The sequence below is a fragment of the Klebsiella sp. A52 genome, from assembly GCF_018388785.1.
Lineage (GTDB): Bacteria > Pseudomonadota > Gammaproteobacteria > Enterobacterales > Enterobacteriaceae > Klebsiella > Klebsiella aerogenes.
On record NZ_CP074437.1, the window covers coordinates 893,455 to 913,197 of the forward strand.

Below are 19,743 nucleotides of genomic sequence, written 5' to 3' on the forward strand. Positions count from 1 at the left end.
TTTGTTTTTGATATCCCCACAGGGGTTAATATCTTCAGGCCAGGTCAAACCACGTAGTCGACCAACGCAGGCTCTTGTTTGCAGAGGCGACGCCAGTCCACGATGGGCATGCGCACTTGCAGGCTTACGCTGCCGTCATCCTCCATCCACTCTTTTTCTATCGCCTGAAGCTGATAGAAACGGCTTCTCAGGCGACCTTCCTGCGGCGGTAAGCGCAGCGTATGCTGCGCCACTTCGCCGGAAAGACGCTCTGTTAACGCCTGAAAAAGCAGTGGTACGCCAATCCCGGTCTGGGCGGAGAGCCAGACCCGAATCGGTTTATTCTCTTCATCCCGATCGATGCGCGGTTCAAAATCGTCAAGCACATCGATTTTGTTCATCACCAGCAATGACGGAATTTCATCGGCCTCGATTTCAGCAAGGACCGTATTTACTGCATCAATATTTTCCTGCACGCGGACATCCGCCGCGTCAATCACATGCAGCAGCAGCGTCGCCTGACGCGTCTCCTGCAGCGTCGCTTTAAACGCCGCCACCAGGTCGTGCGGCAGATGACGAATAAAGCCTACGGTGTCTGCCAGTACCGTTTCGCCGACGTCGGTGACGTTAATACGGCGCAGCGTCGGGTCCAGGGTGGCGAACAGTTGGTCCGCGGCATAGACTTCCGCTTCGGTTATCTGGTTGAACAGCGTTGATTTTCCGGCGTTGGTATATCCCACCAGCGAGACGGTAGGGATATCGGCCTTGGCGCGTGACCGCCGACCTTGCTCGCGCTGTTTTTCTACTTTTTCCAGTCGCGACAGGATCTGCATAATACGGTTACGCAGCAATCGACGGTCGGTTTCGAGCTGGGTTTCACCCGGTCCGCGCAAACCAATCCCGCCCTTCTGCCTTTCAAGGTGGGTCCAGCCGCGTACCAGACGCGTGGCCAGATGGCGCAGCTGCGCCAGCTCAACCTGCAGTTTCCCTTCGTGGGTACGCGCTCGCTGGGCAAAAATATCTAAAATCAGACCGGTGCGATCGATAACCCGGCATTCGCATAGCTGCTCCAGGTTACGTTCCTGGGCCGGACTCAAGGCATGATCGAACAGCACGACCGAGGCGCCGGTCGCTTTTACGGCTTCCGCAATTTCAACAGCCTTACCTTCACCTACAAAATACTTCGGGTGCGGTGCTTTACGGCTACCGGTAATCACCTGCATTGCTTCGACACCGGCGGAAGAGACCAGGGATTCAAACTCCTGGAGATCCTCCATATCTTTGTCTTGCGAAAAATAGATGTGTACCAGTACCGCCTGCTCACCGGCATCATAACGGTCAAACAAGCGTAAACCCCTTATAAAATACCAGCGGGGAACGCAGAAAACCTGGCTCCCCGACGTGGAAAAACAGCATTAGCCTTATTCGGCGTCGTCGCTGTCTTGCTGCGGCGCAGAAGAACCTTGCGCGCTACCACCGTGGTGATAGTTGCTTGCACCGCCGCCAGCATTATTGCTGTGGTGAGACACCGGGCGGGACGGGACAACAGTAGAAATTGCGTGCTTATAGACCATCTGACTGACCGTGTTCTTCAACAGGATCACGAACTGATCGAAAGACTCAATTTGCCCTTGCAGCTTAATACCATTCACCAAATAAATAGAAACCGGAACACGTTCCCGACGCAAAGCGTTCAGGAACGGATCTTGTAAAGATTGCCCCTTAGCCATTCTCTCTTTTCCTTATATGTATGCTTGTTTTGTACTCAGAACCTTACGATTCTTAAAAAAAATTACGCACGATACCGTTCAATTGTACACGTTCAGTTCTGGCTAGCACCAACAACCTGTAATACTTTGTTGAGCGCTTGTTCAGGTTGCTCACTGTCTAACCAGTGAACATCTTCCCAACCGCGCAGCCAGGTGACCTGACGTTTAGCTAACTGTCTCGTCGCGCAAACACCTCGATAAACCATTTCATCATACGGGACCTCGCCTTCAAGGTATGACCACATCTGGCGGTATCCGACACAACGAATGGAAGGCATATCCGTATGCAAATCTCCACGGGCAAATAGCGCCCGCACTTCTGCTTCAAAACCTGAAGCCAACATCTGATGAAAACGCTGCTCAATGCGTTGATGTAGCAGTTCACGGCTCGCCGGGGCGATGGCGAACTGATGCACCTGATACGGCAGAGCCTCTCCTGACGTTTGCGTCAGTTCAGTTAAAGTTTTACCCGAAATGAAAAAAACTTCCAGTGCTCGGGAAAGTCTTTGCGGATCATTTGGATGAATACGCGCGGCGGCCACGGGATCGATCTCCTGTAACTGCCGGTGCAATGCGTGCCACCCCTGCTCTGCCGCTTGTTGCTCAATTCTGGCCCTGACTGCGGGATCCGCCGAAGGCAGCGGCGATAACCCTTCCAACAACGCTTTGAAGTACAACATCGTCCCGCCGACCAACAGCGGGATGCGTCCGGCGGCGACGATATCCGCCATTTCCGCCAACGCATCACGACGAAAATCCGCCGCCGAATACGACTCTGCCGGATCAAGAATATCCAGCAACCGATGCGGCGCAGCGCTAAGCTCCGCGGCATCGGGTTTGGCCGTGCCGATATCCATTCCTCGATAGATGAGGGCGGAATCGACGCTAATCAACTCTACGGGCAAAACTTTACGCAAGGCGATAGCTAATGCGGTTTTACCGGAGGCCGTCGGCCCCATTAAAAAAATTGCCTTAGGCAGGCTCGCCTCAGTTACATCACTCATCTTTCAGGGCTGTCATTGCCGAATGTAAATCAACAGGTTGTAACAGACCACCCGGCGGCGCTTTAATCAGCTGCGGACATAAACGCTCAACGTCCGCCAGAACCGAAATCGCCTGCGCCATGCTCCACTGCGCGTGCTCGCTCGCCAGATTACGCGCTGTCCATTGGGCGATGTCGCCGACGTCGAATGCCGTTAGCTGCGCCAGGTAGCCTATCAGTTCAGGAATCAAGATTTGTAAATTTTGTTGTCTTAAGGGTAAAGGCACCGCGCGGACCGTCACGTGCTGGGAATCTGCTTGTAAATCGATACCCAATTCCGCCAGCGCCGGCTGCGCCTTTTCCAACGCTTTGCGTTCTGCTTCACTCACTTTAAGACGCAGCGGGATAAGCAGCGGCTGCGCGCAAACCGCTTCCGCGCCCGGCGTTAGCTGCGCCTGACGTAGCCAGCGTTCCGCCACCGGCAGCGCCAGCAACGCCAATGCGCCGCCGCGCTCAAGCAGCGCGCAATCGCCGCCGATAATAGTTAGCACCCGGCCAAAGCTTTGGCTGTGGGCTGCCAGACTTTCCGCAGGCGTCGGCGCAGGTTGTTTTTTTTCCGCCGCCGGGGTTTGCAGCAGTTGACGATAAAGCGCTCCCTGCTGTTTCTGATAGCCAGGCTGGGCGTGCGGCCAGCTGGCGCCGCCTGAGCTATAGGCGCCACCGGCGGCGGCAGGTTCCCGCGGCGCGCGAGTATCATAACCAGGCGCCGCCGGTTCGCGAGCAGGCGATGGGCGAGCGAAATGGTTCGCGCCCGCCGCTACGCGGTTTTCCGGCACCTGCCGCGGCGCGGGCGCTTCGTCTTCTTCCGCCAGCGGCGCATCAAGCTGCTGCTGAAGCACGCTCAGTACGCCCTGATAGATAAAGTCATGAACCAGCCGCGATTGATGGAAACGCACTTCGTGCTTCGCCGGATGCACATTGACATCAACCTGATGCGGGTCAATCTCCAGATACAGCACAAACGCCGGCTGCTGGTCAGCGCCCAGTTTATCTTCACAGGCCTGGCGAATAGCATGGTTGATCAGCCGGTCGCGCATCATACGCCCATTAACATAACAGTACTGGATTTCCGCTAACGCCGGATTAGTATGCAACGGGTCGGCAACCCAGCCGCGCAGCGTCAGATCGCCATGCTGCCACTCAATGGCCAACGCGTGTTCCAGAAACGCCGCGCCGCAAATCGCGCCCAGGCGGCGCTCGCGCGGGCCGCCTTCCGCCACGGCACGATACTGGCGCATCATTTTGCCGTTATGGCTGAGATTAATCGTTACATCAAAACGCGCCAGCGCGATGCGGCGGACGATTTCATCAATATGATTAAACTCGGTTTTTTCGGTGCGCATGAACTTACGCCGCGCGGGGGTGTTGTAAAACAGATCCAGCACTTCCAGCGTGGTGCCAATCGGATGCGCCGCCGGTTTCACCGTTACCGCCTGGTCTCGACCTTCAGCATAGGCCTGCCAGGCTTCCTGCTGCTCCGCGGTACGCGATGTCAGCGTCAGGCGAGCGACGGAACTGATACTGGCCAGCGCTTCGCCGCGAAAGCCAAGACTGATGATCGCCTCAAGGTCATCCAGCGAAGCGATTTTACTGGTGGCGTGACGAGCCAGCGCCAGCGCCAGTTCGTCTTTTTTAATCCCGCAGCCGTTATCGCGAATACGGATAAGCTTCGCGCCGCCGCGTTCAATATCAATGTCGATACGGGTCGCGCCGGCATCAAGGCTGTTTTCGACCAGCTCTTTCACTACCGACGCCGGACGTTCCACCACCTCGCCAGCGGCAATCTGGTTGGCGAGTTGCGGTGGCAGGACCTGAATCGGCATGACCTTCTCCTTAGTTAATCAACGACCCGCCAGGCGAACTGGCGCTGGCGGTTTGCGCAGCCGTGCCGCGCGGCGCTGATTGCAGCGGGTGCTGCATATAATAGTTACGCAGCCCTTTATAAATCGCCTCTGCAATCTGCTGTTGGTAATCATCGCTACCCAGCAGGCGCTCTTCGCCGTTATTACTGATAAAGCCGGTTTCGACAAGGATCGACGGAATATCCGGCGAGCGCAGAACGCCAAGGCTGGCGTGCTCCGGACGGCGTTTATGCAGATTGCCGATCCGCTGCAGCTGGCTCAGTACATCGGTTGCCACATCATAACCGACGCGCTGGGAATGGCCGAACTGTAAATCCAGTACCGCCTGGCTCAGATAAGGATCCGACTGGCTATTCGCCAGCACGTCGCCCGCGCCGCCCAGGAGTTCCGATTGTTTCTCATGCTGTTCAAGCCAGCCGGCCATTTCGCTGTTAGCGCGGCGGTTAGAGAGCACCCACACCGATGCGCCGGTCGCGTCGCGATTCGGAGCCGCATCGGCATGGATAGAGACCAGGAAATTAGCGTTTTGTTTCCGCGCCACGTCCGAACGCCCCATGACCGAGATGAAGTAGTCGCCATTACGGGTCAACACCGGTTTAAACTGCGGATCGTCGTTAAGCAACGCTCGCAGTTTATGGGCGATAGCAATCGTGACGTTTTTCTCTTTGGTGCCGCCAGGCCCGATAGCGCCAGGATCCTGGCCGCCGTGCCCGGCATCAATAGCGATAATAATCTTATCGTCAGAAGAGACGGTACGCGCCGCCGGACGGGTAATAGTCTGGTTGTTGGTCATCGCCGGCTGACTGCTGGTCACCACCGTGGTTCTGTCGCTGCCTGAGCTTTTAAACGGATTGCGCGGCGGCTCGCTCGGACGCGGCGACACTACCGGCGCTTCGACCCGCTTCGCTACCACTGGCGGCGGCGGAGGTGGCGGCGGCACATCGGCATTAATGGTAAAGACGACGGTATAGTTGGCGCCGTTTTGCTGCTTCACCGCCCGCGTTTTTCCATCTTCCGTCAGATCGACCAACAGACGCAGAGATTGCGTATCCTGAGGCGAGCCGGAGCGAATGCTTTTGACCAGGTTATTACCGCTAAACTGCAACGGCAGCCCCTGAAGCACCCCGGTTTGTTTGATATCCAACGCCACCACGCGCTTACCTTGCGGGGTGAAGGAATATTCGGGATCGCCGACAAAACTTAGCGTTATGCGGGCCTGCCGATCGCCGTTTGAGACCTGGATATCGGATAAACTTGCCGCGGATGCCTGAGTGCCGAACAGCATCAGAGCGGCGGTCAGCCAACTGGTTATACGATACTTCATCCCGTCATCCTATAGGCTAAATGGCTAAACGCGCCAATAAAGACTCACCCAATGAAGAGACCGCCGTTACGCGCGCCTCACGCCCTTGCGCCTGGTAATCCAGGTGAATTTCGACATCCGGGTCAGGCAGTACACCCGCGCCTTGTTGCGGCCATTCCACCAGGCAGATGGCATCGTTAGCGAAGTAATCGCGGATCCCCATAAATTCGAGCTCCTCAGGATCCGCCAGGCGGTACAGGTCGAAGTGATACACCATCAGATTTTCGAGGGTGTAAGGCTCTACCAGCGTATACGTTGGGCTTTTGACATTGCCGCGGTGGCCAAGGGCCTGTAGAAAACCGCGGCTGAAGGTGGTTTTACCCGCGCCTAAATCGCCATACAGATAGATAACCGTCGCGCCGCTACAGGCCTGCGCTACGCGGTTGCCAAGGTCTAATGTCGCCTGCTCGTCGGGTAAAGGAATCACACGGTTAATCATGGTCTAGGTCAATCACATCCGGGTTAACAACACGCCTTAGCGTGCAAAAAAGATCGGTCGCCAGCATCCCGCGGGCGCCATCTCTGGCGGCCAGCCGGTCTGCGGCTTCGCCGTGCGCCACGCAGCCTGCGCAAGCGGCATCATACTGGGTCAGCCCCTGTCCCAACAGCGCGGCGATAATGCCGGTGAGCACATCGCCCATCCCGCCGCTGGCCATTCCGGGATTACCGGCATCAATGATACCGATTTCGCCCGCGTCATTCGCCACTACGGTTCCTGCGCCTTTTAGCACCACCACGCCGCCATACCGTTTTACCAGACGCTGTACAGAATGTAAGCGATCGCTTTCAACTTCTGCCACGCTGATATTCAATAAACGGGCGGCTTCGCCAGGATGAGGGGTTAACACGCGATTGTGACGTTTATCGGGATTGATTGCCAGCAGGTTCAACGCGTCGGCATCCCAGACCATCGGTTTGCGAAAATTCTCTACCTGTCGCAGCGCCGCTTTACCCCACTCGCTTAGCCCAAGACCGGGACCAATCGCTACGACATCCGCCCACTCCAGGCTTTCGGTAAGAGAGTCACCGTTCAGCTCATGGACCATCAACTCCGGCCTGGCAGTCACGATCCCCGCGATATTTTCCGCCCTGGTCAGCACGCGTACTAAACCCGCGCCGGCACGCAGCGCGGCCTCGCCCGCCATACGAATGGCGCCAGCGGTGCCGCGATCGCCGCCAATAATCACCAGCCGACCATGCGAACCTTTATGCGACGTCGGACGACGCGGCGGCAGCCAGCCTGCCAGCTGCGCCGCAGAAAAACGGCGAATAGCGGTGTTTTGCCCGGCAAGCCAGCGCTCCAGACCGAGCGCATGATGATGTAAGCGCCCGACAACGTCGCGGGCATTACCGGTCAGCAGACCGGGTTTTAGCGCGATAAACGTCAGGGTATGGGCGGCGTGGATCGCCGCGCCAGGCGTCGCGCCGGTTTGCGCGTTCAGCCCGGAGGGAATATCAAGCGCAATAACCGGCGCGGGATAGGCGTTCGCCAGTTCAATCAGCCCGGCGACATTAGCGCGCGGCGCGCTATGCAGGCCGGCACCGAGCAGACCGTCAATAATCAATGAGATATCATCCGGCCAGGCGCTATCGGCGGCGTGGATGACGCCGCCGGCATTGAGCCACTCTTCCCGTGCGGCCTGCGCCTCTTCCGGCAGCGGCTTATCGCTTTCCAACGCCAGTAGCGTTACCGCGATGCCCTGCGCCTGCGCCAGCCGCGCGACCACGTAGCCGTCGCCGCCGTTATTGCCGTGGCCGCAGAGGATTAACCAGCGCTGGCTGGCGGGATAAAGGCTGCGGGCCAGCTGGAACGCCGCCTCGCCGGCGCGGCGCATCAGTTCAAAAAGCGTCAGCCCGAGACTATCCGCCGCCTCTCTTTCCGCCTGGCGCAGCGTCTCCGCTGGCCACACGATGTGTGGTATACTGTCAGGGTTTTTCGTCATTGTATGGTCCATCATGTCACAGCCCCTCGATCTCAATCAGTTAGCGCAACAAATCAAACAATGGGGCACCGAGCTTGGCTTCCAGCAGGTTGGTATTACCGATACCGATCTCAGCGCCAGCGAACCTAAGTTACAGGCATGGCTGGATAAACAATACCATGGCGAAATGGAATGGATGGCTCGCCACGGCATGATGCGCGCCCGGCCGCATGAACTGCTGCCCGGTACGCTACGCGTGATTAGCGTGCGTATGAACTATCTGCCCGCCAATGCTGCTTTCGCCAGCACCCTGAAAGATCCCGCGCTGGGTTACGTTAGCCGTTATGCCCTGGGGCGTGATTATCATAAGCTGCTACGTAACCGCCTGAAAAAACTTGGCGAGATGATTCAGGAACAGTGTGCTTCGCTCAATTTTAGACCGTTTGTCGATTCCGCGCCTATCCTGGAGCGGCCCATCGCTGAAAAAGCGGGGCTTGGCTGGACAGGTAAGCACTCACTTATCTTAAGCCGCGACGCCGGATCGTTTTTCTTCCTCGGCGAATTGCTCATCGATCTTCCGCTGCCGGTAGACCAGCCGGTTGCCGAAGAGTGCGGGCGCTGTGTCGCCTGTATGACTATCTGCCCGACCGGCGCCATCGTCGAGCCCTATACCGTCGACGCGCGGCGCTGCATCTCCTATCTGACCATCGAGCTGGAAGGCGCCATCCCGGAAGAATTTCGTCCGCTGATCGGCAACCGTATTTACGGCTGCGATGATTGCCAGTTGATTTGTCCGTGGAACCGTTTTTCGCAGCTTACCGATGAAGAGGACTTCAGCCCGCGTAAAGCGCTACATGCGCCGCAGCTGATTGAGCTGTTCGCCTGGAGCGAAGCCTGGTTCCTGAAAGTCACCGAGGGGTCGGCGATACGTCGTATCGGCCACTTACGCTGGCTACGCAATATCGCCGTCGCGCTCGGTAATGCCCCGTGGAATGAAGCCAATCTGGCGGCGCTGGAAAGTCGCCGAGGTGAGCACCCACTTCTCGATGAACACATTGAATGGGCGGTTGCGCAGCAGATCGAAAAGCGAAATGCCAACGTTGTCGAAGTGCAGTTGCCGCAGAAACTACGCCTGGTCCGGGTGGTCGAGAAAGGATTGCCGCGCGACGCCTGATTCATTCACAGGCTGTGAATAAAAACAAAAACACATTGCGTTTCAACGGACAGACGTACGTCAAGTGATCGAATTAACAGTTTGAAATGAAATTTAAATGTTAAATTTCAATCAGATACAACAATACTATTTACAAAGTGAAGCATTTGTCGCGCAGTCAGCCAAACGACAGCCTGTGGATAACTCTGTTTACAGTATTTTGGGATAGGCAATGAAAATCATCCCCGGCGCGATTTCGCACTGTGGATAAATTGGATAAAGGAAGAAATTTGGAGCGGGAAACGAGACTCGAACTCGCGACCCCGACCTTGGCAAGGTCGTGCTCTACCAACTGAGCTATTCCCGCTTACATCGGTTTCCAATTTACCTGCTGGTAACCTGAAAACTATGCTTTGGTATGGTGTGTCTTTCAAATTTTGGAGCGGGAAACGAGACTCGAACTCGCGACCCCGACCTTGGCAAGGTCGTGCTCTACCAACTGAGCTATTCCCGCTTACATCGGCTTTCAATCTACCTGCCGGTAGCCTGAAAACTATGTTTTGGTATGGTGCTGCTTTCAAATTTTGGAGCGGGAAACGAGACTCGAACTCGCGACCCCGACCTTGGCAAGGTCGTGCTCTACCAACTGAGCTATTCCCGCGTTACTGCTTTTTTGCCATATTTCGATGGCGTCGTAATTTGCATTTCTGCGTCGTTACGGGAGGCGCATTATACGAGAATTCGATTCACCTGCAACCCCCTGGCGAGCACTTTTTTTCGTTTTTTGTTTGAATGGACATTTTCTCGCCACACAGCCCACTGAATTGTATAAATAACCGCCATAATTAGCAAAATATCTTTTTCCCCCCGCGCGAATGGCGCAAAATCGCCCGCATGACACCGCGGTGGCTATCCGCGAAAAGGTCCACCATGACGACTATCAGGGATTCAGAATGAAAAAAGCGCTTTCCGTCCTGCTGCTGACCACATCGATTATCGGAACGGCTTCCGCCGAGACGCTCCATTTTGGCACCACAACCGCCAATCCGCCGTTTGAGACCGTCAAAGGCAAAGGTCAACCTACGGGTTTTGACATTGATTTGGCCAATGCGCTGTGTAAACAGATGCAGGCGGAATGCAAATTCACGCCGCAGCGCTTTGATACCCTCATCCCGGCGCTACGCTTTAAAAAGTTCGACGCTATTATTGCCGGCGTTGAAGTATTGCCGATGCGTGAAAAGCAGGTTGCCTTCAGCCAACCTTATCGCCAGGAGCTCTCCGGAGTGGTAGTCACGGCAAAAGACGCCGCCCACGGGTTTGCCGACCTGCAGGGTAAAAAGCTCGCCGTCGTCAAAGGTAGCGTCCACCAGCGTTATCTACGCGATAAACAAAAAGGCATTCAAACCGTCGCCTTTGGCAACGATAGCGACGCGCTGGCGGCGTTGAAAAGCGGCGAAGTCGACGGCGCGATCGGCGACTTAGCGACAATGGACCAGTGGCTGGCGGATAATCCTGATTACGCCGAGATGAAAGAGCGCGCCAGCGACCCGGCCTACTACGGCAAACAATATGCGATCGCGGTACGCAAAGACGACCCGGAATTGCTTAAGCAGATTAACGACGCGCTGGAGGCAGTGAAGGCGTCGCCGGAGTTCCAGCAGATGGAACAGAAATGGTTTAAGTAAGGCAGCAAAAAGAACGGGGCCATGTCGGCCCCGTTTACGCTTCAGAGCTTAATAAAATGCTCGCGATAGTAAGCCAGTTCGGCGACGGATTCGCGGATATCGTCCATCGCCTGGTGAGTGCCCTGCTTTTTAAAGCCATCGAGGATTTCCGGCTTCCAGCGGCGCGCCAGCTCTTTCAGGGTGCTGACGTCGAGATAGCGATAATGGAAGTAAGCTTCCAGTTCCGGCATATATTTGAACAGGAAGCGGCGGTCCTGACCGATGCTGTTGCCGCAAATTGGCGATTTTCCCGCCGGCACCCACTGCTTGAGAAACTCAATAGTGGCCAGTTCCGCTTCGCGGTCGCCCACGGTACTGGCCTTCACGCGATCGACCAGCCCGCTGCCGGTATGAGTGCGCACGTTCCATTCGTCCATTAGCGCCAGCTGAGCATCAGACTGGTGCACGGCAATGGTCGGGCCTTCTGCCAGAATATTAAGATTCGCGTCGGTGACCAGGGTGGCGATTTCGATAATGCGATCGCGCTCGGGATCCAGCCCCGTCATCTCAAGATCGATCCAAATCAGGTTGTTTTCATCTGCACTCATGCTATTTTCCACCCTTCTTGCGTGACTATATTCATCTAAAATAGCGTGTATCATAGAGGTTTTGCCCCATCAGGGCGACCAGGAGCCAGTTCGATTGAGTAAAAATAAGCTCTCCAAAGGCCAGCAGCGCCGCGTCAAGGCCAACCACCAGCGCCGCCTGAAAACGACTTCGGAGAAGGCCGACTACGATGACAACCTGTTTGGCGAGCCTTCTGAAGGTATCGTCATCAGCCGTTTTGGTATGCATGCCGATGTCGAATCCGCGGATGGCACGACCCACCGCTGCAACATTCGCCGGACCATTCGTTCCCTGGTGACCGGCGACCGCGTGGTCTGGCGGCCAGGTAAAGACGCCGCCGACGGGGTCAACGTCAAAGGTATCGTCGAAGCGGTACATGAACGCGCCTCGGTGCTAACGCGCCCGGACTTTTACGACGGCGTGAAGCCTATCGCGGCAAATATCGACCAAATCGTCGTGGTTTCGGCCATTTTACCCGAACTGTCGCTCAATATTATCGATCGCTATCTGGTGGCCTGCGAAGCGCAGAATATCGAACCGTTACTGGTACTGAATAAGATAGACCTGCTGGACGATGACGGCATGGCCTTCGTCAACGAGCAGATGGATATCTATCGCCAGATCGGTTATCCGGTATTGATGGTGTCCAGCCATACTCAGGACGGCCTGAAGCCGCTTGAAGAGGCGCTGACCGGGCGCATCAGCATCTTTGCCGGCCAGTCCGGGGTGGGTAAATCCAGCCTGCTGAACACGCTGCTGGGACTGCGGGATGAGCAAATCCTGACGAACGACGTCTCCGATGTGTCAGGGCTCGGCCAGCACACCACCACCGCCGCGCGTCTTTATCACTTCCCGCACGGCGGCGATGTGATTGACTCTCCGGGCGTGCGCGAGTTCGGGCTGTGGCATCTTGACGCGGAACAAATCACCAACGGCTTTGTCGAATTCCATGATTATTTAGGCCATTGCAAGTATCGCGACTGCAAGCACGACACCGACCCAGGTTGCGCCATTCGCGAAGCGGTAGAAAAAGGCGCTATCGCCGAAAGCCGTTTCGCCAACTATCACCGCATCCTGGAAAGTATGGAACAGGTGCAGGTAAAAACGCGTAAAAGCTTTTCATCAACCGACGACTGACATTTAAGCTGTCGTCGCTATACGTACTCGCTTTGCCAGCAAGACGGCGCGGATACAATTCGCTGAAGTTTACGTATAGAATCGTCCCCCTTTTCAGTACCCCGCGCCAAAGCGGGGTCAGGAACGACAATTAACGGCCTGGAGGCTACCTTGTTAAACTCGTTTAAACTCTCACTGCAATACATTCTGCCTAAACTGTGGCTCACCCGCCTCGCAGGCTGGGGGGCAAGTAAACGAGCAGGCTGGCTGACTAAACTGGTTATCGATCTGTTCGTTAAATACTACAAGGTCGATATGAAAGAGGCGCAGAAGCCGGATACCGCCGCTTACCGCACCTTCAACGACTTCTTCGTCCGCCCGCTGCGTGATGACGTTCGCCCGCTGAACACCGATCCCAACGTGCTGGTGATGCCGGCTGACGGCGTTATCAGCCAGCTTGGCGCTATCGAAGATGACAAAATTCTGCAGGCCAAAGGCCACAATTACACCCTGGAGGCCCTGCTGGCAGGTAACTACCAGATGGCCGACCTGTTCCGTAACGGTAGCTTCGCCACCACCTACCTGTCACCGCGCGATTATCACCGCGTGCATATGCCGTGCAACGGCATCCTGCGCGAGATGATCTACGTTCCGGGCGATCTGTTCTCGGTCAACCACCTGACGGCGCAAAACGTACCGAACCTGTTTGCCCGCAACGAGCGCGTCATCTGCCTGTTCGATACTGAATTCGGTCCAATGGCGCAAATTCTGGTGGGCGCAACGATTGTTGGCAGCATCGAGACCGTCTGGTCCGGCACCGTGACGCCGCCGCGCGAAGGCATTATCAAGCGCTGGACCTGGCCTGCGGGCGAAAGCGAAGGCTCCGTTGCGCTGTTGAAGGGTCAGGAGATGGGGCGCTTTAAGCTGGGCTCAACGGTAATTAACCTGTTTGCGCCAGGCCAGGTGAAGCTGGTTGAACAGCTGCAAAGCCTGTCAGTCACCAAAATCGGCGAACCGCTGGCAACGGCCGTAGAAGCGGACATATCCGCGGAACCTGCGCCGTTGCCGGAAGAAGAGATCCGCGCCGAACATCGCGCCAGCCCGCTGGTTGACGACAAACAAGACGAAGGTTAATTCCTGACGACAAAGGGTTACGCCGTGCGCCTGATATACACTTTTCTGTTGGCCTTGAGCCTCAGCTTCGGGGCGTACGCAGCGACGGCCCCGGACGTCAAACAAATCACCCAGGAACTGGAACAGGCGAAGGCGGCGAAACCCGCCCAGCCTGAAACCGTTGAGGTCCTGCAAGCCGCGTTGAATGCGCTGGAGGAACGCAATGCCTCCGTTGAGCGTGCTCGCCAGTACCAGGATGTCATCGATAATTTCCCCAAACTGTTTCAAACTCTCCGCACCCAGTTAGCGAATGTCAGCGAAACGCCGCACCAGGTACCTACCGCCCTCACCGCCGACGCGCTGAATCAGGAGATCCTGCAGGTCAGCAGCCAACTGCTGGAAGCCAGCCGCCAGGCGCAGCAGGAGCAGGATCGGGCGCGGGAAATTGCCGACTCTCTCAACCAATTGCCTCAACAGCAAACCGATGCCCGCCGCAAGCTTAATGAGATTGAACGCCGCGTCGGCGCGCAGCCCGGCAATACGCCGCTGGCGCAGGCGCAAAATCTCGGCCTGCAGGCGGAGTCCGCGCGTCTGAAAGCGCTGGTCGACGAGCTGGATCTGGCCCAACTCTCCGCTAACAACCGCCAGGAGCTGTCGCGCATCCGCTCTGAGCTGGCGCAGAAACAGAGCGAACAACTCGATGCCTACCTGCAGGCGCTGCGCAATCAGCAGAACAGCCAACGCCAACGCGAAGCAGAAAAGGCGCTGGAGAGTACCGAGCTGTTGGCGGAAAACAGCGAAAACCTGCCGCCGGGGATCATCGACCAGTTCAAAATCAACCGCGAGCTGTCGCAGGCGCTCAACCAGCAGGTCCAGCGCCTTGATCTGGTTGCCTCGCAGCAGCGGCAGGCAACCAATCAAACGCTCCAGGTGCGTCAGGCGCTGAACACCCTACGCGAACAGTCGCAGTGGCTGGGATCATCGAATCTACTCGGCGAAGCGCTTCGCGCCCAGGTCGCCCGTCTGCCGGAGCGCCCGCGCCCACAGCAACTGGATACTGAAACGGCCCAGTTGCGCGTGCAGCGCTTGCATTACGAAGACCTGCTCAGCAAGCAGGCGCAATTACGTCTGATTCGCCAGGCCGACGGCGAACCGCTTACCGCGGAACAAAACCGCATCCTGCAGGCGCAACTGCGCACCCAGAGCGAACTGCTTAACTCGTTGCTGCGCGGCGGCGATACTCTGCTGCTTGAACTGACGAAACTGAAAGTCGCCAACGGCCAGTTAGAAGACGCGCTGAAAGAGATTAACGAAGCAACCCACCGCTATCTGTTCTGGACCTCGGACGTCAGCCCGATTGGCTTCTCCTGGCCGCTGGAAGTGGTGCAGGATCTGCGTCGTCTGATCTCGCTTGATACCATCAACCAGCTCGGCAAGGCCAGCGTCATGATGCTGACCAGCAAAGAGACGCTGTTCCCGCTGTTTGGCGCGCTGGTACTGGTGGGCTTCAGTATCTATTCGCGCCGCCACTTTACCCGCTTCCTTGAGCGCTCCAGCGCGCGGATCGGCAAGGTGACTCAGGATCACTTCTGGCTGACGCTGCGTACCGTGTTCTGGTCAATTCTGGTGGCATCTCCGCTGCCGGTATTGTGGATGACGCTCGGCTATGGATTGCAGGCGGCCTGGCCCTTCCCGCTGGCGGTCGCCATTGGCGACGGCGTGACCGCCACCGTGCCGCTACTATGGGTGGTGATGATTTGCGCCACCTTCGCCCGGCCGAATGGATTGTTCATCGCCCACTTCGGCTGGCCGCGCAACCGCGTCGCCAAAGCCATGCGTTACTACCTGATGAGCATCGGGTTGATCGTACCGCTGATTATGGCGCTGATCATGTTCGATAATCTCAACGACCGTGAATTCTCGGCCTCTCTGGGCCGCCTGTGCTTCATGCTGATATGCGGCGCGCTGGCGCTGGTTACCTTGAGCCTGAAGCACGCCGGGATCCCGCTGTATCTTGATAAAGCGGGCGACGGCGAGAACATGGTGAACCGTCTGCTGTGGAACCTGCTGCTCGGCGCGCCGCTGATCGCGATGCTGGCGGCGGCAGTGGGCTATCTTGCCACCTCGCAGGCGCTACTGGCGCGACTGGAAACCTCGGTCGCCATCTGGTTCCTGCTGTTGGTGGTCTACCATATCATCCGCCGTTGGATGCTGATTCAGCGTCGGCGTCTGGCCTTCGATCGCGCCAAACACCGCCGGGCGGAAATCCTCGCCCAGCGCGCCCGCGGCGAAGAAGATACCGCCCACTCCACCAGCACCGAAGGCTCGGTCGAAGCGGAAGTCAGCGAAGTCGACCTCGACGCCATCAGTACCCAGTCCCTGCGCCTGGTCCGTTCGCTGCTGATGCTGATAGCCCTGCTGTCGGTGATTATCCTGTGGTCGGAAATTCACTCGGCATTCGGCTTCCTCGAAAATATCTCGCTGTGGGACGTGACCTCCACGGTACAGGGGGTCGAAAGTCTTGAGCCCATTACCCTCGGCGCGGTATTGATCGCCATTCTGGTGCTGATTATCACCACCCAGCTGGTGCGCAATCTCCCGGCGCTGCTGGAACTGGCGATTCTGCAACATCTGGATTTGACGCCGGGTACCGGCTACGCCATCACCACCATCACCAAATATCTGTTGATGCTGATCGGCGGACTGGTTGGCTTCTCGATGATTGGTATTGAGTGGTCGAAACTGCAGTGGCTGGTGGCGGCGCTCAGCGTCGGTCTAGGTTTTGGTCTACAGGAAATCTTCGCCAACTTTATCTCCGGCCTGATTATCCTGTTTGAGAAACCGATCCGTATCGGCGATACGGTCACTATCCGTAGCCTGACCGGTAGCGTGACGAAAATAAATACCCGCGCCACCACCATCAGCGACTGGGACCGTAAAGAAATCATCGTGCCGAACAAAGCGTTCATCACCGAACAGTTCATCAACTGGTCGCTGTCGGATTCGGTCACTCGTGTGGTGTTGACTATCCCGGCGCCCGCGGAGGCCAATACGGAAGAGGTTACACAGATTCTGTTGACCGCCGCTCATCGCTGCTCGCTGGTGATTGATACCCCGGCGCCGGAAGCGTTTCTCGTTGACCTGCAGCAGGGGATTCAGATTTTCGAGCTGCGTATTTACGCCGCCGAGATGGGCCACCGCATGCCGCTGCGTCATGAGCTGCATCAGCTGATTCTTGCCGGTTACCGCGCGCACGGTATCGACATGCCGTTCCCACCGTTCCAGATGCGTCTGGAAAGCCTGGATGGTCTGCGCAGCAGTCAGCCGCTGAACTCAGCGGGTAAAAGCAGCCGTACCCCAGGAAGTTTGTAAGCACTAACTAGCCCGGTGAGCGATTCACCGGGCATTCTCTTTCTTAACCCTCCGCCAGGGCTACCTGTACCGCCGTTCTCTGACGATAGTTCTCGTAGATCCCTAATGCCAACAGCGAGAAGAAAATCGGCCCGCCGACCATCCATAGCGTACTGTTCCAGTCACCGGAATCCATCACCGGCTGAATAACGGTGAAGATATTGGCGAACGCTACCACCAGTACCACTATCGTCGTTGCCAGCAGCGTACTTATGCGGCTTTTGAACATCACAAATGGACGATCGAGCTCGGCTTTGGCCTTAAAGAACGGGAACGCGATCGCCAGGAACAGATACGGCAAGGTCATCGAGACGTTAGCCATCAGCGTTAGCTTGTTATAAAACGCCGAGGCGGTATCGCCACCGAAAGAGACCAGCAGAATAAACAGACTCACCAGCAGGCATTGCAGCCACATGGCGTTAGCCGGCATACCGTTAGCGTTGACTTTGGTCATCATCGTCGGCCACAGCGCTTTCGGCGTCCCCTGAATGATCGCCTTCAGCGGTGAATAGCTCAGGGTGAAGAATGCGCCGGTATAGGCGAGGAACATCGACAACCCGGTAATGCGCGCAAACCATACGCCGGTCAGCGCCGCCGCCTGCGGCGACAGATGCAGCGCTTGTCCAAGCGTTGCGCCAAGGCTGGTCATCAACACGTAGGTGATATTGCCGAGGTTGGTACTGTGGTTGCTCAATACCTGCTGCCAGTTGGCGCTGACGCCCCACAGCACGATGGCCAGCGAGTAGCCGATCGAAATCACCAGCGCGGCGATAATAATGCCTTTGGCAAAGTTCTTTTCCGGCTTCTCGGTTTTATCCACCAGCCCACCGACCGCTTCAATCCCGCCATAGGCGAAAATGGCGAACACCACGAAAGACAGCATCGCCAGACCCGATTGATATCCTGGATTCGGCGACGCGGTGAAATCCAGCGGCTGGGCGAAATGGCCGCCGTTCAGTAGCAGAATCGCCCCGCTCACCAGCAGCAGTACCAGATTCAGGCACATCACCGCGATACCGCCGACGGCGGTAATTTTGGCAATCTTATTTATCCCTTTCGCCGCCACCAGCGTCACCAGCACCATCCAGCAGGCGGCCAGTACGCCGACGGTTTGCGTCGAGGTTAAGCCGGCAAAAGCCCAGCTCTGAGTTTTATCCGCGCCGAACAGAAAGGTCGAAAACGGGACCCAAATTTTCGCCGCGGTGCTGACCATCCACACCACATAGGATGAAAACCACATAAAGGTGCCAATAAATGCAAAGCGCGGCCCGACGCTACGGTTCATCCACGAATAGATCCCGCCCTCTTCCTTACGATAGGCCGAGCCCATCTCCGCCATCATTAAGGCGAAAGGAATAAAGAAAAACAGCGCCGAGAAAAGATAAAACGGCATCGCGCTATAACCCATCAGATAAAACGCCGAAGGGCTATTGGCAAAGCCAAACACCGAAGTGAAGATCATTAATATCAGCCCAATCAGGCTCATCTTCTTGATTTGTTGAGGCATAAACCGATCCAAACGTGAGCGTCGCCGAACGACGTCGCCAGGTAAGCAGAAATAGAACGCGGATCCTAGCAATATTCCAGTTTGAAATTGTGGTTATTAGGGCTAATGCAGTCGGGAGAACTGTAAAAATCTTTGAATGAAGGGGATAACGCTAACGGCGGGAAACGGCTTCCCTCTCCTCATGAAAGGGAAGCGCAGTTAATCAGGCGCGATCGACGGTGAACGAGATCACTTCGCCGATGGTCTCTACCCCCAGTGCCAGCATCACCAGGCGGTCTACGCCCAGCGCGACGCCGGAACAATCCGGCAGGCCGGCTTCCAGCGCGGCCAACAGGTTATAGTCGATGGGCTGCTCCGGCAGGCCGCGGGCCGCACGTTTGCGGTTGTCCTGCTCAAAACGCTGCTGTTGTTCGCGCGCGTCGGTTAGTTCATGGAAACCGTTCGCCAGCTCCATCCCCTTGTAGTAGACCTCAAAGCGCTCGGCGACGCGGTGATCTTCGGTGCTAATCTGCGCCAACGAAGCCTGGCTTGCCGGGAAGTGATAGACGAAAGTCGGACGTTCTTTACCGATGTGCGGCTCTACGCCCATGGTGAACAGCAGCTGCAGCAGCGTATCGCGATCTTCTTCCGTATCAGCGATATTACTGAGATCGAGTTTTGCCGCCACTTCACGCAGCTGGGTTTTGTCCGCCGACAGCGGATCGATCTCCAGATAGCGCTGGAAGGCCTGTTGATAAGAGAGGCTTTCCGCGGGTTGGCACTCGAGCACCTGCTGCAGTAAATCGTCAACTTCGTTAATCAGACGATACATGTCGTAGCACGGACGGTACCACTCCAGCATGGTGAACTCTGGATTGTGGTGACGGCCCATCTCTTCATTGCGAAAGCTACGGCACAGCTGAAATACCGGCCCGCACCCGGCGGCCAGCAGCCGCTTCATGTGGTATTCCGGGCTGGTCATCAGATACAGATTCAGACCCTGAGAGTGGCCGGGACCGACGAAACGGGTTTCAAACGGGAACATGTGGATATCGGTCACCGTTGCCTGACTCATACAAGGCGTTTCCACCTCCAGCACGCCGCGGTCGGTAAAGAAACGGCGAATTTCCGCCATTACAGCCGCACGTTTTAACAGATTTGGAATGGATGCGCTCGGCTGCCAGGTTGCCGTCTCGCTCATGGTACTTTTCTCCGATTTCATACAAGGGCACGAAG

Annotated in this window: 15 protein-coding genes and 3 tRNA genes; 5 read left to right on the forward strand and 13 right to left on the reverse strand. The window is 56.8% G+C overall.

Annotation, left to right across the window (positions count from 1 at the left end; all coding sequences use genetic code 11):
• Window positions 1-44: 44 nt before the first annotated feature.
• From hflX to nnr, 7 genes are all read right to left on the reverse strand, one after another.
• Window positions 45-1,325: a ribosome rescue GTPase HflX gene (gene hflX / locus KGA69_RS04135; RefSeq protein WP_032713510.1), complete on the reverse strand. Its 1,281-nt coding sequence runs from the start codon at window positions 1,323-1,325 to the stop codon at window positions 45-47.
• A 75-nt stretch (window positions 1,326-1,400) separates the two neighbouring features.
• Window positions 1,401-1,709: an RNA chaperone Hfq gene (hfq, locus tag KGA69_RS04140; protein WP_045396870.1), complete on the reverse strand. Its 309-nt coding sequence runs from the start codon at window positions 1,707-1,709 to the stop codon at window positions 1,401-1,403.
• Window positions 1,710-1,801: 92 nt separating this feature from the next.
• On the reverse strand, window positions 1,802-2,752 hold the full coding sequence (gene miaA, locus KGA69_RS04145; protein ID WP_032706712.1) for a tRNA (adenosine(37)-N6)-dimethylallyltransferase MiaA: 951 nt from the start codon (window positions 2,750-2,752) through the stop codon (window positions 1,802-1,804).
• Window positions 2,745-4,613, reverse strand: coding sequence for a DNA mismatch repair endonuclease MutL (mutL, locus tag KGA69_RS04150; protein WP_213292856.1), 1,869 nt, complete (start codon window positions 4,611-4,613; stop codon window positions 2,745-2,747). Before mutL ends, miaA begins: the two co-directional genes overlap by 8 nt.
• Window positions 4,614-4,623: 10 nt before the next feature.
• Complete coding sequence (gene amiB, locus KGA69_RS04155; RefSeq protein ID WP_063447479.1) at window positions 4,624-5,976, reverse strand: N-acetylmuramoyl-L-alanine amidase AmiB; 1,353 nt, start codon at window positions 5,974-5,976, stop codon at window positions 4,624-4,626.
• A gap of 16 nt (window positions 5,977-5,992) precedes the next feature.
• Window positions 5,993-6,454, reverse strand: coding sequence for a tRNA (adenosine(37)-N6)-threonylcarbamoyltransferase complex ATPase subunit type 1 TsaE (gene tsaE, locus KGA69_RS04160; protein WP_032715469.1), 462 nt, complete (start codon window positions 6,452-6,454; stop codon window positions 5,993-5,995).
• On the reverse strand, window positions 6,447-7,958 hold the full coding sequence (gene nnr / locus KGA69_RS04165; protein WP_163310980.1) for a bifunctional ADP-dependent NAD(P)H-hydrate dehydratase/NAD(P)H-hydrate epimerase: 1,512 nt from the start codon (window positions 7,956-7,958) through the stop codon (window positions 6,447-6,449). The genes tsaE and nnr overlap by 8 nt, the downstream gene beginning before the upstream one ends.
• Before the next feature lie 13 nt (window positions 7,959-7,971).
• Here nnr and queG point away from each other — a divergent pair, with 13 nt between their 5' ends.
• Window positions 7,972-9,111: a tRNA epoxyqueuosine(34) reductase QueG gene (gene queG / locus KGA69_RS04170; protein WP_049061727.1), complete on the forward strand. Its 1,140-nt coding sequence runs from the start codon at window positions 7,972-7,974 to the stop codon at window positions 9,109-9,111.
• 270 nt (window positions 9,112-9,381) lie between these two features.
• Here queG and KGA69_RS04175 read toward each other — a convergent pair.
• The 3 genes from KGA69_RS04175 to KGA69_RS04185 form a co-directional block, all read right to left on the reverse strand.
• Window positions 9,382-9,457, reverse strand: a tRNA-Gly gene (locus tag KGA69_RS04175).
• A gap of 71 nt (window positions 9,458-9,528) precedes the next feature.
• A tRNA-Gly gene (locus KGA69_RS04180) sits at window positions 9,529-9,604 on the reverse strand.
• Between the two features lie 71 nt (window positions 9,605-9,675).
• Window positions 9,676-9,751: transfer RNA gene (locus KGA69_RS04185), tRNA-Gly, on the reverse strand.
• A 292-nt stretch (window positions 9,752-10,043) separates the two neighbouring features.
• On the opposite strand from KGA69_RS04185, the gene KGA69_RS04190 reads away from it, so the two are divergent.
• A complete protein-coding gene (locus KGA69_RS04190; protein ID WP_045396538.1) occupies window positions 10,044-10,775 on the forward strand; it encodes an arginine ABC transporter substrate-binding protein in 732 nt (243 codons plus the stop codon).
• Window positions 10,776-10,816: 41 nt separating this feature from the next.
• Here the strand turns inward: KGA69_RS04190 and orn are convergent, their stop codons facing one another.
• Window positions 10,817-11,362, reverse strand: a complete 546-nt coding sequence (gene orn / locus KGA69_RS04195) for an oligoribonuclease (protein ID WP_015704162.1) — start codon at window positions 11,360-11,362, stop codon at window positions 10,817-10,819.
• A gap of 94 nt (window positions 11,363-11,456) precedes the next feature.
• On the opposite strand from orn, the gene rsgA reads away from it, so the two are divergent.
• The 3 genes from rsgA (at window position 11,457) to mscM (ending at window position 16,982) form a co-directional block, all read left to right on the forward strand.
• Window positions 11,457-12,518: a small ribosomal subunit biogenesis GTPase RsgA gene (rsgA, locus tag KGA69_RS04200; RefSeq protein WP_015368642.1), complete on the forward strand. Its 1,062-nt coding sequence runs from the start codon at window positions 11,457-11,459 to the stop codon at window positions 12,516-12,518.
• 150 nt (window positions 12,519-12,668) lie between these two features.
• On the forward strand, window positions 12,669-13,631 hold the full coding sequence (gene asd, locus KGA69_RS04205; RefSeq protein ID WP_045396393.1) for an archaetidylserine decarboxylase: 963 nt from the start codon (window positions 12,669-12,671) through the stop codon (window positions 13,629-13,631).
• Window positions 13,632-13,655: 24 nt separating this feature from the next.
• Window positions 13,656-16,982, forward strand: a complete 3,327-nt coding sequence (mscM, locus tag KGA69_RS04210; RefSeq protein ID WP_047050409.1) for a miniconductance mechanosensitive channel MscM — start codon at window positions 13,656-13,658, stop codon at window positions 16,980-16,982.
• Between the two features lie 43 nt (window positions 16,983-17,025).
• On the opposite strand, the gene yjeM is transcribed toward mscM, so the two are convergent.
• Entirely contained in the window at window positions 17,026-18,528 is a 1,503-nt protein-coding gene (yjeM, locus tag KGA69_RS04215) for a glutamate/gamma-aminobutyrate family transporter YjeM (protein WP_045396398.1), read from the reverse strand.
• Between the two features lie 202 nt (window positions 18,529-18,730).
• Window positions 18,731-19,708 carry an elongation factor P--(R)-beta-lysine ligase gene (gene epmA, locus KGA69_RS04220; RefSeq protein ID WP_045380118.1) on the reverse strand — a complete coding sequence of 326 codons (978 nt, stop codon included), beginning with the start codon at window positions 19,706-19,708 and terminating at the stop codon, window positions 18,731-18,733.
• Window positions 19,709-19,743: the final 35 nt, after the last annotated feature.

Excerpts from the sequence above, each read along its gene's own strand:
- hfq (WP_045396870.1), bottom strand. The coding sequence starts at position 1,709 with ATGGCTAAGGGGCAATCTTTACAAGATCCGTTCCTGAACGCTTTGCGT.
- epmA (WP_045380118.1), bottom strand. The coding sequence starts at position 19,708 with ATGAGCGAGACGGCAACCTGGCAGCCGAGCGCATCCATTCCAAATCTG.
- nnr (WP_163310980.1), bottom strand. The coding sequence starts at position 7,958 with ATGACGAAAAACCCTGACAGTATACCACACATCGTGTGGCCAGCGGAG.
- amiB (WP_063447479.1), bottom strand. The coding sequence starts at position 5,976 with ATGAAGTATCGTATAACCAGTTGGCTGACCGCCGCTCTGATGCTGTTC.
- orn (WP_015704162.1), bottom strand. The coding sequence starts at position 11,362 with ATGAGTGCAGATGAAAACAACCTGATTTGGATCGATCTTGAGATGACG.
- miaA (WP_032706712.1), bottom strand. The coding sequence starts at position 2,752 with ATGAGTGATGTAACTGAGGCGAGCCTGCCTAAGGCAATTTTTTTAATG.
- yjeM (WP_045396398.1), bottom strand. The coding sequence starts at position 18,528 with ATGCCTCAACAAATCAAGAAGATGAGCCTGATTGGGCTGATATTAATG.
- queG (WP_049061727.1), top strand. The coding sequence starts at position 7,972 with ATGTCACAGCCCCTCGATCTCAATCAGTTAGCGCAACAAATCAAACAA.
- KGA69_RS04190 (WP_045396538.1), top strand. The coding sequence starts at position 10,044 with ATGAAAAAAGCGCTTTCCGTCCTGCTGCTGACCACATCGATTATCGGA.
- tsaE (WP_032715469.1), bottom strand. The coding sequence starts at position 6,454 with ATGATTAACCGTGTGATTCCTTTACCCGACGAGCAGGCGACATTAGAC.
- mutL (WP_213292856.1), bottom strand. The coding sequence starts at position 4,613 with ATGCCGATTCAGGTCCTGCCACCGCAACTCGCCAACCAGATTGCCGCT.